Source organism: Psychrobacter sp. BI730 (assembly GCF_013414195.1).
Lineage (GTDB): Bacteria > Pseudomonadota > Gammaproteobacteria > Pseudomonadales > Moraxellaceae > Psychrobacter.
Window position 1 is genome coordinate 98,902 of sequence record NZ_JAATTV010000001.1, and the last position, 12,655, is coordinate 111,556.

General features: G+C 42.4%; 13 protein-coding genes. 6 read left to right on the top strand and 7 right to left on the bottom strand.

The window, feature by feature from the left end:
* Positions 1–50 precede the first annotated feature (50 nt).
* From HCZ91_RS00375 to glnE, 4 genes are all read right to left on the bottom strand, one after another.
* Positions 51–917, bottom strand: coding sequence for a glycosyltransferase (locus HCZ91_RS00375; RefSeq protein WP_179797265.1), 867 nt, complete (start codon positions 915–917; stop codon positions 51–53).
* A gap of 104 nt (positions 918–1,021) precedes the next feature.
* Positions 1,022–1,858, bottom strand: a complete 837-nt coding sequence (locus HCZ91_RS00380) for a glycosyl transferase (RefSeq protein WP_179797267.1) — start codon at positions 1,856–1,858, stop codon at positions 1,022–1,024.
* A gap of 106 nt (positions 1,859–1,964) precedes the next feature.
* Complete coding sequence (locus tag HCZ91_RS00385; RefSeq protein WP_179797269.1) at positions 1,965–2,894, bottom strand: branched-chain amino acid transaminase; 930 nt, start codon at positions 2,892–2,894, stop codon at positions 1,965–1,967.
* Positions 2,895–3,270: 376 nt separating this feature from the next.
* A complete protein-coding gene (gene glnE / locus HCZ91_RS00390; RefSeq protein WP_179797271.1) occupies positions 3,271–6,135 on the bottom strand; it encodes a bifunctional [glutamate--ammonia ligase]-adenylyl-L-tyrosine phosphorylase/[glutamate--ammonia-ligase] adenylyltransferase in 2,865 nt (954 codons plus the stop codon).
* Between the two features lie 408 nt (positions 6,136–6,543).
* Between glnE and tusD the strand changes: the two genes are divergently transcribed.
* The 4 genes from tusD to HCZ91_RS00410 all read left to right on the top strand — a co-directional run bounded on the left by tusD (position 6,544) and on the right by HCZ91_RS00410 (position 8,133).
* Positions 6,544–7,005, top strand: coding sequence for a sulfurtransferase complex subunit TusD (tusD, locus tag HCZ91_RS00395; RefSeq protein WP_179797273.1), 462 nt, complete (start codon positions 6,544–6,546; stop codon positions 7,003–7,005).
* A gap of 67 nt (positions 7,006–7,072) precedes the next feature.
* Complete coding sequence (locus tag HCZ91_RS00400; protein WP_179797275.1) at positions 7,073–7,396, top strand: hypothetical protein; 324 nt, start codon at positions 7,073–7,075, stop codon at positions 7,394–7,396.
* Between the two features lie 54 nt (positions 7,397–7,450).
* A complete protein-coding gene (locus HCZ91_RS00405) occupies positions 7,451–7,780 on the top strand; it encodes a hypothetical protein (protein WP_179797277.1) in 330 nt (109 codons plus the stop codon).
* A gap of 8 nt (positions 7,781–7,788) precedes the next feature.
* On the top strand, positions 7,789–8,133 hold the full coding sequence (locus tag HCZ91_RS00410) for a TusE/DsrC/DsvC family sulfur relay protein (protein WP_238053025.1): 345 nt from the start codon (positions 7,789–7,791) through the stop codon (positions 8,131–8,133).
* Between the two features lie 128 nt (positions 8,134–8,261).
* Here the strand turns inward: HCZ91_RS00410 and HCZ91_RS00415 are convergent, their stop codons facing one another.
* The gene (locus HCZ91_RS00415; protein WP_179797281.1) at positions 8,262–8,822 is read right to left on the bottom strand and encodes a tRNA (cytidine(34)-2'-O)-methyltransferase; all 561 of its coding nucleotides are present in this window, start codon (positions 8,820–8,822) and stop codon (positions 8,262–8,264) included.
* 257 nt (positions 8,823–9,079) lie between these two features.
* Between HCZ91_RS00415 and HCZ91_RS00420 the strand changes: the two genes are divergently transcribed.
* Positions 9,080–9,220, top strand: a complete 141-nt coding sequence (locus HCZ91_RS00420) for an entericidin A/B family lipoprotein (protein ID WP_101204419.1) — start codon at positions 9,080–9,082, stop codon at positions 9,218–9,220.
* 101 nt (positions 9,221–9,321) lie between these two features.
* Here HCZ91_RS00420 and hemW read toward each other — a convergent pair whose 3' ends face one another.
* Positions 9,322–10,632 carry a radical SAM family heme chaperone HemW gene (gene hemW / locus HCZ91_RS00425; protein ID WP_179797479.1) on the bottom strand — a complete coding sequence of 437 codons (1,311 nt, stop codon included), beginning with the start codon at positions 10,630–10,632 and terminating at the stop codon, positions 9,322–9,324.
* Between the two features lie 138 nt (positions 10,633–10,770).
* Positions 10,771–12,078, bottom strand: coding sequence for an RNA-guided endonuclease TnpB family protein (locus HCZ91_RS00430; protein ID WP_179797283.1), 1,308 nt, complete (start codon positions 12,076–12,078; stop codon positions 10,771–10,773).
* A gap of 74 nt (positions 12,079–12,152) precedes the next feature.
* Here HCZ91_RS00430 and tnpA point away from each other — a divergent pair, with 74 nt between their 5' ends.
* Complete coding sequence (tnpA, locus tag HCZ91_RS00435) at positions 12,153–12,551, top strand: IS200/IS605 family transposase (protein ID WP_102092183.1); 399 nt, start codon at positions 12,153–12,155, stop codon at positions 12,549–12,551.
* Positions 12,552–12,655: the final 104 nt, after the last annotated feature.

The following is a 12,655-nucleotide window of genomic DNA, read 5'->3' on the forward strand; positions in this document are numbered from 1 at the left end:
GGAATAAATCTTTAGCTTTTTAAAAAGGCTTATCACTGCTTCATTAAAAACTAGCGTTTAAATAGCTTTGAAAAAAATGACTTAGAAGCATGTGGACGAGTCACCTTATTACCTATATATCCTTGTTGTGATTTTTTTGGAAAACTACCAAATGGCTCAATTCGATAACTTTCTAAATCATATCCAGCAGTAAGCGCTTCATTATAGTAGGTATCGAAAAGATCGACCAAATCCTGTCTTGGATGTGGCAATACTTCACCGTCAAACCAATGCTCAATCCCTTCCTCATTCACTCTAGGTAAGGAGTACTTATGACTGAATTGCGTTCCCATATCGGAATAATGCAAAATTTTGATTTCTTCTATTGCTAAGTCTTCACCATCGATACAGTTATAGCTATCTTGATAAGGCTCAATCAGTTGCGTATTTTTCTTAAACAAAGCCATCATCTCTTTGTGACTTTTGGGATCTTTTTTAAGTTTCTCGATAGGCAAAACCACATTTTTTGCAGCATCACAATCCCACACACAGGTGCATAGACGAGTCATATCAGCATTTGCTTTAGCGGCTACTATAGACTGCCCTTGGATAGGATGCTGCCATAGCTTTGCTAGATCGTCTAAAATAACAACATCAGCGTCCATATAGATTGCACGTCCAGAATAATTGCAATACTCAGGAATCGCCCATCTAAAACCAGAAAAAGGCGTTGACCACTTAGTAGTATCCCAACCCTTACCAGTCTCAGGATTTGAATACCAGTAGCTATCCGGATCGCGCGATAACTGCATCCATACTATTTCCACTGGCATACTAGTATGTTTATGAATACTATAATCTAGAACCATCATCTGCTCTAAATCACAGTTATTTGGGTCACAGCCAACAAAGACTCTGATGGTATCATTTGTTTTCATAATTCTATCCATTCACTGGGTCATGCTTTCTATCTTCACGAATATAAAGATAGAAAGCATCAATACTAACGTTTGCTAATATGGTAATAACTATAAAGTTAAATCTATTCTCTCCAATATTTCTCAACCCATCCTACTGGCAAGATAAAGTGACGCAAATGACGTAGCGGTCTTTTCAAATTTTTAGGCTCAGTCAATCTTTTTAGATGGTCTTTAGCATTATTGGCGGCGTTTTTATTGTATCTGCCTTCAATAGCGTGCGTAGGATACAAATCACCTGGGAAGATAACAATACGAGCGCCTTTAGGAATCTTCGGTTCTTTGATGTAGTTAAGCGGGAATGGTTGGCGACATTTACGTCTAAAGTGTGCGACCCAAGCTTTTGGAAACAGTTTTACACCACCTGGTGCATTACGGGTGACAAAACGCTGCTCAAAACGATATTCATCAGCGATACCTTGCGGGTCAGCTTTGAACTTCTCTTGGAGTGAAATAAGTGACCCTATCTGAAACCTAAAGCAAGACGTTTGCCCTAGGCGCTCTAATGGGTTACTCGGGTTATAAGATAAAATAACATCGTCTGGCTCGCCGTATTCAAAGAAAGGATCGAGGCTATCTACTATAATCACATCCAAATCTACAAATAATACTGTCCCTGTCAAATCACCTAACTTCTCACCCCACAAACGAGACTTTGGCCACTTGCCAAGTGTGTTGGTTGGCATGGTGACATCTAATGGTGGCAATGCTTGACATTCGATTTCTGGACGTACATCGGTGGTATCATCGGTAAAACAGACGAAGCGAAACGGTGGCGTGATATTGCGAGATACCATGCCATACAGTTTATTGGCGTAATCAGCCCCGTACTTTGTACCCCATTTAATACAAATAATTTGTTTGATATTGTTATTATCTGCTGTACTAGAATCTATTGGCATGGACTGCTCACTTTAATCTTAAGAATAAATATGATGGCTATATTAGCATAAAAAAAAGACTGAACAATTATGTTCAGCCTTTTTGGTCTTTAAACTAACGACTTTATTAGTCAATAAAGCTTAACCAGTCCATATATTTCTCATTACGACCATGAACCACATCAAAGTATAGGGTCTGTAGTTTTTCAGTCAATGGTCCGCGACCACCATTACCGATGATGCGATCGTCATATTCACGAATAGGCGTCACTTCAGCAGCAGTACCTGTCATAAAGATTTCGTCTGCTAAGTAGAACTCATCACGAGTGATACGGCGTTCAACGACTTTGATGTCTAGATCAGCCGCGAACTGAAGGATAGTACGACGAGTAATACCATCAAGTGCCCCACCCGCTAAATCTGGCGTATGTAGCACGCCATCCTTTACCAAGAATAAGTTTTCACCAGCGCCTTGACAAACATACCCTTGCGGATCCATCAAAATAGCTTCGTCATAGCCATTACGCGTCACTTCTTGGTTCGCCATGATAGACACAGGATAGTTACTGGAGGCTTTTGCCTTACACATAGTGACGTTTGGCATATGATGCGTAAATGAAGAGGTTTTTACACGGATACCATTTTTAATGCCTTCCTCACCAAGATAAGCACCCCAATGCCAAGCAGCAACCATTGCATTGATGCTGTTATCACGTGAAGACAGGCCAAGTTTTTCTGCACCTACCCAGATGAGCGGACGAATATAAGCTTCTGCCAAGTTGTTCTGTTTAACCACATCTTTATGCGCTTGCTCTAGAGTCGCTGCATCGAACGGTACGTCCATTTGAAAGATTTTTGCAGAGCCTAACAAACGCTCGGTATGCTCTTTTAGACGAAAAATAGCCGTACGATTATCAGCAGTTTGATAAGCGCGCACGCCTTCAAACACAGCCATGCCATAATGCAAGCTATGGGTAAGCACATGAACTTTAGCATCTGGCTGTTCGATCATTGTGCCATTCATCCAAAGCTTACCATCTTGTGTTGCCATATTCATTTTATAATCCTTATGCTAGCACTGACGTCTAACTTTTTTTAGGTAGGTTTTATTTAACAGTAGTGATCAACATCGTATGATAACACCGCAGTGCCCATTTTTATTGCTTAAACAACAGCTTCATTATGACAAACGACTGACAGTATCATTATGATGTGTGACCGATTATATCACTGGCCGTCTTGGCAAATGAAATCTTTTGGTTTGGCACTATATGGTTTTTAATTATATCGTTCCTAGCTACCAACTCTATCCATAGTTTTCGTTCATAACTTTTATCGATAGCTTTTATTCATAGCTTCTATTTATCGTAACGCATGACAGTTTAAGCGTCTCTTGGACTATCGGCAAGGCCTTAATCATACAAGTTTCGATATTACTCGTCGTCTGTCTCCACACCCATAAGATGCTGCCATTGTGACTGTACTAACGCTCGCGTCTCCTGCCATAATGACTCATCAACGAGCAAAGATTGCTCCGATAGTGCCAATTGATGAGTAGCAGCACGTATTCTTAGATAGGCATCGGTCAAATCCTGACAGACTTGGTCATCCCAAATACCAAGCAAGGCAACTTCTGCAAAAATTCGCACATTATCGCTCCATTTGGTCAAACTCGGATATTCATGCGAGTAGGCCAATACGGCAAACTGTGCTAAGAACTCAATGTCTACAATACCGCCTGCATCTTGCTTAAGATGAAATTTGCCCGCTTCCTGCTGCCATTGGCTCGTGCCTAGATGCTTTTGCATTTTGATACGCATGCTAGTAACTTCACTACGTACTTGATCCAGTGTCCGTGGCAACGACAAGACATCGCGGCGAATATCACAGAAGCGTGCAGTGACTCGTCTGTCTCCACAAATCGCACGAGCACGTACCAACGCTTGATGCTCCCATGACCATGCTTTATCCATTTGATAGGTTTCAAACGCATGACAAGACACTACCATCATGCCAGCATTTCCTGAGGGTCGCAGACGCATATCAATCTCATAGGCACGGCCATCACGTGTTTGAGTATTGAGATAATTCATCAGTTTTTGTACAAGACGCGCGGCAAACTTCATACCACTGACTGATTTTTCACCAGTGGTCATGCCTTGCTCTTTTATCTTGTGTAAGAATACCAAGTCCAAATCTGAAGAATACGATAGCTCTAAGCCACCAAGCTTGCCATAACCGATAATTGCAAAGCCGCAGTCCGCTTCAGTGACTGGGTCGCCATCTTGGCCAATAGGATACCCATAACGATTAACAATCTCTGCAAAAGCGCGCTCTAATGCTGCTTCTAGTACGACTTCAGCGATATAAGTCAATGAATCCGATACTTTCATAATCGGGCGTTCAGCCAATACATCACTAGCAGCAACCGCCAACACCTGATTCTTTTTGAACAGACGTAGGACGCTTAACAGCTCTTCCTCATCGTTAGGCTCGACGCGTAGCAACTGTTGGCGCAAGATATCACGCAGCTCACGTTTATCTGGCAGATGGCGATAACGCTGCTGCAAAAATGTGTCTAATAATACAGGATACTGAGCCAACTCTTTTGCGATCCACGGGCTGGCAGATAGCATTGGAATCAGCTCAATCGTTGCATTGGGGTTTTCAGCAATCATGACCAAATAGATAGAACGGCGGCAAATCGCTTCAAGCAGTGAGATCAATCTCGGTAAAGCAGTATTGGCAAGTTGCTGCTGTTCTTGATGCGCTAACAACGCATGGACAATGACAGGATATGCGTCGTCTAAACGCTCTCTGGCTTCATCACTTAAATTAGCCACCATTTTTGATTGCCAAAAATTCTGTAGTACCTCGCGATTTTCTTTTGTTAGCACTTCATTTAAACGGGCAATTTGCTCATCTAAGTGCTCTGGCTCTAGGCCGGTATCTTCGTTATCAGGTATTTGACGCTCAGTGACCATACGCTCAAACGGCACATTGACACTCTCGCGATGACGATTAAGCTGGTCTAATAAGGCATGCCAGTTTTCAAAATTCAGCGTCACTGCTAGATTATGCTGCCATTGCTCATCATGTGGTAAGCGCTGGGTCTGTTGGTCATTAATCGCTTGAATAGCATGCTCAAGCCGGCGTAAAAACCGATACGCGGCTTGTAGCTGCTCGTAAGTTGAATGCTCCAAGTAGCCAAGCTCACACAATACTTGCATCGCTTGTAAGCAAGGTTTGATTTGCAGCTGTGGATGCCGGCCACCATAGATAAGCTGAAAGGCCTGTACGATAAACTCGATATCTCTAATACCACCCGCGCCAAGCTTGATATTGTCCAAGTCTTCACGCTGTGCAACTTGGTTTTGAATAAGAGACTTCATCTCTCTCAATGCTGAAAACGCACTGTAGTCCACGTAATAACGAAAGACAAACGGCTTAATCAGCGCTTGTATTTCTTCATAAAATGGCTGGTCTATTTGTCCGACTACGCGCGCTTTTAACCAAGCAAAACGCTCCCATGCACGCCCATGCATCGTAAAGTATTTTTGCAATGCAGACAGATGAATGGCCAAATCACTTCCATCACCCCATGGTCGCAGGCGCATATCTACTCGAAAGACAAAACCGTCAGCGGTCTTGTTATCAAGCAGTTTAATGATGCCTTGACCCAATCTGGTCATAAAGCGTTTGTTATCTATGCTACGTGTGCCTTTTGCCTTATTGCCATTGGTCTCGCCGCGTGCTTGATGCACAAATATTAGGTCAATATCACTTGATAAATTCAGCTCTTGCGCACCAAGTTTACCCATGGCCATGATTGCCATATCATCGATTTGTATATTGCATTGTTCATTGATAAAGGTCGGCTCGCCATATTTAGCAACCAAGTGCTGATAGGTATAATCCTTAGCAAAAGAGATACAACCATCTGCAAATTCAGACAACTCATCGGTCAGCTGCTCTAGACTGATCGCTTGCAAGGCGTCTTGCCAAATCCAGCGCATCATTAGTAGCGTGCGCAAGTGACGCAGACCACTCATGACCTTGATTTCATCAGCAAGTTGATAGTTCTCATCTAGCGTATAATCTTGTATCAGATCATCGATTTGCTGACGGGTCAGCGTACTATTCAATGGATAGCTACGCAAAAACGTCTGACATGAGACGGTCCGACTCTCCCAAATCTGATAAGCAAATTCGCTCGCTGTCTGCAGGACTTGCAGTTGTTCTACGGTAGGCTGATAATCTGTACCATTGTTCACACGTGAGGGCATAGCAGGTAACATAGTGACAAAAACTCCTTACATAGAATGGTAAGACTACGTGAACCTAGCTCATAAGTTTATTGTTTTTTCTTACGAGGCAGTCACAGCATCAGATAATAATACTCAGTGTGCCTACACTTGAGATAAAACCACGTTAAATAACAGTGACTCTATTTGGTTTGCGGCGCTTTATGTTAGCATAAACATCTTTGATAGAGACGACGCACCTCTCTTTTATGACATAACGATATTTGATGTGACAGTATGATCCGCTGTATGTCGCATTATCAGTATAAACTCTGTTTTCTGTCACGCAAATTTGCACACAAGCACTATAATAATAACGACCAAATGACTTTATACAAAGCATTTATAGCAACTCGGCCATAATTTTTAAACTCTTATTTATAATATGTGATACCGCGCCTTATGACGACCACTACCCCGTTACTACTGATTACTGCTGACCCTAGTCACCCATTGGCACACTTGGCGTTACGCTATGCACGCGCTTACCTAAATGGCGCAGCGAATAGTGATGATATTGATCACACTGACACTAATAGCATAGGCAGCAGCGATAATACTACCTCTGAACAACCATTGCTCAATGTCTTCTTTTATGGCGACTCGGCTCATATAGCCAATCGATTGCGTTGGCAGTCAGCCGATCAATTAGACTTGACCAAAGAATGGCAGTCTTTGGCTGAGCAGTATCAATTACCTCTGCCTGTCTGTGTCAGTACAGCCCTTAGCCGCGGCGTGAGTGATGTAGATAATAGCTCACGTCATCAGCTTGACGGTGCCAATCTTGCGACAGGGTTTACGTTAGTGGGACTCAGTGAGCTTGCGATGATGATGCAGGATAGCTGTCGTTTGATACAGTTTTGATAGTGTGTCGTTTGATGGTTTGTCTATTGAGATCACTGGTAGCGGTAACTATTTTTAGGAATACATAATGAGACTATTAATTCAGCTGCACACGCCCACTGAAGCAGCAAGCTACGAAGGTTGTGCGCTTGCGCTAACTTTAGCGACATTTGGTCATGAGGTGCAATTGTTCTTAGATGCGCCTGTCTTTGGCTTATTGATGCAATCTGACTCGCGGCTGCATGGCATGATTCAGTCACTTGAGCTTTACGATATGGCCGCAGCTTGGCTACCTGATGACGTCTTTAGTGGCTGGGTCACTGGTATGTTGCCGACTGATCTGGCATCACAGCTCACACTCGTGCCAGAGGTCATCAATTCGCACGACTTTGAGCAGATACTTACCTTTTAAATCGCTATATAACTTAGATTTATAAAATAATAAAGCACGTAATCGGACACCTTTATGGCAACTTTATATCAATTGCATAGCACGATGGCTACCCTTAGACGCAGTACTGAAGAGATGTCTCGCACTTGGCGCAAAGGCGATAGTATTGTGTTGCTCGGCAGCACTCCTGCTTTTATCGACTGGCTCAATGCTTATTTAAATGATAGCGATATCGAGGATATTGCTGGTATTTACGCATTAGCAGATGACATCGCCCAGCTCACAACAAATACAACTGGCAAACTTAATTTAGAAACTAAGTTGACTGCTATTTTAACCGACGCAGAATGGGTGAATCTGACTCAGAGCAGTCAGTTTGACAAAGTGGTGACGATTGCCTTATGAGTAATGACATGACCACTCACAACGCTGCATTATCAGCGGCTGATATCGAATTAGATCAAGACGGCCATCTATGTGACCATACGATTTGGACGCCTGCTATCGCGCAGCAATTGGCAGACACGTTAGAGGTTAATCTGAGCGATGAGCATTTAGAAGTTTTGCAACAAGTGCGCGCGTTTTTTGACAAATTTAATCACGCGCCAGCAACCCGTCCATTAATTAAATGGCTACAAAAGACTTTGCCAGAACTTGATATTAGCAATCAAAAGCTACAGCAATTGTTTAACACAGGTTTGGTCGCGCGTCATGTCAATCGCTTAGCAGGACTACCAAAACCACCAAATTGTTTATAAGTGCTTTACAAGCGATAAGATACAATCGATGGCGCACTAGAAAATTATCATAGATTAATGAGCAGTGTATAACTTCTCATTGAATACGCAAATACTTTTAAATCTATAGCTATTGTTTAAACACATAGCTATTTTGGGTCATAGACTGTCAACGTCTCATAACCGACACTACGACCCTCATCGCCTGTAAATCCTTGCTGTCGCCATATTTCGTACAAACAAATGGCTACGCTATTTGATAAGTTCAAACTGCGCGAGTCAGCTAGCATAGGCAGTCTTAGCCAGTTATCAGCACCGATATCTTCGCGTATATCATCTGCCAGACCTGCTGTCTCAGAACCAAAGACTAGCGCAATATTGGGCATAGCAGCCTTATCAGATGCGTCAGAGTCCGAGTTTTTACCAAAGTCATAATCGTAGAATGGTTTGCTCAGTTTGGTTGTCAATGCGGTAACGACATGGCAATCGGCGGCTTTTAGAGCTTGCCTCGCAGCCGTCCAATCATCATGCACTTGCAAATGAGCATATTCATGATAATCAAGACCTGCACGGCGTAGCTTTTTATCATCAAGCTCAAACCCTAACGGTCTGACTAGATGTAGCTGTGCCCCGCTATTGGCACACAGTCGAATAATATTGCCAGTATTGCTCGGCATTTTTGGTGCTACTAGCACAATATGGATGGTCATTCTTACTCCACAAATATTCAGCGCTCTATTATTTAAATTTATGAGCGGTAGGTAATCGAAAGTTACAGTTTACTGCCAATAATTACATTTTGATACTGTGCAGCGTTTTTAACTTTCATTATGATGTCTGTAATGGATAACGCGATAGCATTTATGTATGACTGTCTCATCCAATACCTCTTCAGTGAATCTTGAGCACGATGCTTAGCATCACTGTTGTTACTTATAACCACTCATTTATTTTTGGGAATACTATTATGAAAAAAGTAATCATCGCATCTTTAACTGCTATGTTCGTTTTAACTGGTTGCAACACGTTTAAAGGCCTTGGCCAAGACGTATCAAGCGCTGGAAATGCTGTAACTGGCGGCGCACAAGACGTACAAGATAAAATCTAAGGTCTGCTTTTTTTAGATTTTTAAAAAGGCTTATCATTCATTTGATAAGTCTTTTTTGTGTTCTTACTTCGCTGCTGTTAAACAATTACTCAAGCACGATTTTATAAAAACGCGCGTAATATCTGATTGAGATAACGCTGACCTAATACCGTCGGTTGCAACTGCGTATCACTATCTACCAACAACCCTTGTTTGACCAGACTGTTTACTTGTTCAGCAATACTATCAATGGTTAATCCAGTTCTCTCTTCAAACAGTGACCAAGCGACGCCGCCATGTAAGCGCAGCGCGTTTAGCATAAACTCGCTCACTAACTCCTCTTGATCAATCGCTTGCCAGCCAACCATCTTTGGTGTGATTTGGCGTATGTCAGATTTCTCTGTGGCATCTGGATTTATTACTACATAATCTTTTGGCAAACGTGATTTGCTAAAGCGATAGATACCTGACGCTATTAAAAAGTCATCTTCCATTTTATGTTTTACGTCTGACGAGTTACTACCATTGCTATCGTTACGACCAATCGTTACTTTACCATGTGCCCCAGCGCCGATTGCTAAATAGTCGCCAAACTGCCAATAGTTGATATTATGACGACATGGTTTATCTGACGCACCTGTCCATGCCGACACCTCATAATTACTATAGCCTAATTGCTGCAATAACGATTGCCCTGCTTGTTCGATATCTGCCAAATTGTCTTCATCGGGTAAAATAGGCTGGCTACGGTAAAACACGGTATTTGGCTCAATAGTCAGTTGATACCAAGAGATATGCGTTGCGCCAGCATCATGCGCCATTTGGATATCTTCTAGCGCTTCATTCATGGTTTGCTGCGGTAGACCGTGCATCAGGTCGACGTTGACCCGTACAAACCCAGCCGCTTTGGCAGCTCGAATTGCTGATAACGCTTGCACAGGATCGTGGATACGCCCAAGTACTTTAAGCTTATCAGCGGCAAAGCTCTGTACACCGATAGACAGACGATTGATACCAACTTCTAAATACTGCGCGAATGGCGCATGCTCAAGCGTGCCCGGATTGGCCTCCATCGTGACTTCTATGTCTTCTGCAAATTCAAAACATGTACGTAACCCAGTAAACAATCGCTGATACTGAGAAATGGGTAGCAAAGACGGCGTACCACCACCGATAAATATCGAACCAATTTTTCGGCCCTGAGTTAAAGGTTGCTGCATCGCGGCATCTAACAGTAACGCATCGACATAATCTTCATACATGGATAGTTCGCTGTCCATCGGTAGCTCATGCGAATTAAAATCGCAATAAGGACACTTCTTCACACACCACGGGATGTGAATGTAAAGAGACAATGGAATGTCGGTCACGTCTACCGCGATAGTATCCGTCTTTGGTTCAGTAAGACTTAACGTATTCAGGTCGTTCGGCATGCTGTCTGTATTCACTTTGGGCATAAATAAACTTATTTTGTAGTGAGCAATAATGATCGATATCAAAAGTAACGCTAGGTTGACATACTCCCACCACTTTCGCGAAGCTCAAGTGGGGGATTCTAAAAGCAGATGCTCTTAGGCGACTTTCTCACGAAGGTCGCTTGCTTTCTGTTTCAACGGGCGATTTTTACTGCATCCTCCCTCCACAGACAAAACGGCATGTCCTGCCGCTAATATGTTACGAGCCGCATTAAAATCAGCGTTCGCAACATACCTACATTTGACGCACTCAAATTTTGACTGAATTTGTCTGTTTTCCTTGGCAATATGCTGGCATTCAGAGCAGGTTTGGCTAGTGTATCGTGGGTTTACCTTAATCAGTAACCCACCGCGCCATTGCTGCTTGTACTTAAGCATATTGACCATCATGCCCCAGCCTTGATCTAGGATGGATTTATTCAATCCTGACTTGGCTTTGACATGACGACCTTTATTCTCCACCGTACCACTGGCTGATTTCGACATATTGGCGACTTTTAAATCTTCACAAGCGATCATGGCGTGGCTTTTGCTGATGCTGGTGGTGACTTTGTGCAAGTAGTCATGTCTGATATTGGCAATGTGGCTGTGGAGTTTTTGAATCTTGCGGTTTTGCTTTTTCCAGTTTTCACTGAATTTTACTTTTTTCGCCAATCCACGTTGCAGTTTGGCAAGTTTGAGTTGATTGGTTTTAAAGCTGTTTTTGGGTTTAATATATTCACCGTTTGAGGTGGTGAGTAGTTTACTGATGCCCACGTCCAAGCCAATAGCGCTTTTAGAGGGGTGACGAGGGTTCTCTGTCAGCTCGTGCTCTGTGCCAAACGACACATACCAGCGACCTGATTTCTTGCTAATGGTGACATTTTTAATCGTGCCAATAATGTCTTGCGATTTTCTAAACTTCACCAAGCCCACGCCATTCGGTAGTTTTACTCGATTGCCCTTAACACGGCAGTATTTATCAAACTGAACTAACCGAATTGAGTCACGCCCATCGGATTTGCGCTTAAATTGTGGCATCAACGGGCGTAGCTGGATTTCTGTGCCATCAGCCAGTTTAAAAAACTTGGGTTTACGAGGTTTCTTTTTATTTTCTTCCAATCTGGCATGTACTTTAGGATTAAAGAAACGTGACCAAGCCGATGCAAGATCACGTACTTTTTGTTGTAAAGAGACAGCTTTTGAGCTGCTTTTTAAGAACTCGAAATCAGGATTGCTCTTTAGATCCATGATTTTATTAACGAGGTTCGTGGCATTGATAAACTCATCTTTAGCAAACATCTCAAATGAGATCACTAGCATTTGATTCCAAACAAAACGTGCAGAGCCGACAAGATTATTTAGAACAATCTCCTGCTCTGCATTAGGCTCAAGCCTAAATTTATACGCTTTGTTGATTTTCATAAATGCGTTCTTTATTAATGAGTGTGTGTTTGATATTATGCTTATAATACTAGCATTTAAGAGTTTTTATTACAATGAGTGAGATATATAAAAACCGCCATGCTGCCTTTAATCTCCACGTTCATTTGGTTTTTATTACTAAGTACCGAAAAAAAGTTTTAGGTGAGCTGCATCATAAGTATTTCAGTGAGTGTGTCACTGAGGTATGCAAGAGCTTTGATGCTGAATTAAAAGAATGTAACGGTGGAGCAGATCATATCCACATGCTTATCCAGTACCCGCCAACGGTGCAATTAAGCAAATTGGTTAATAACTTAAAGTCAGTCACAAGTAGACGAATGAGGGGTGATTTTATTGATTTAAGAGCAGCTTATTCCAAGCCTGTGCTTTGGTCACGCTCCTACTTTGCAAGCTCTTGTGGCGGTGCGCCACTAGATATTATTAAGCAATACATTCAGAACCAGCGAGGTTAGCCAGTGATGCGAAATTCACCTCCACCCTAATGTCAGGTGGAGTCCTCTTTGCTTTTTTAAGATAAACTATTCAAGACAAGTTTGAAAGTGAGTTAATAAAAACC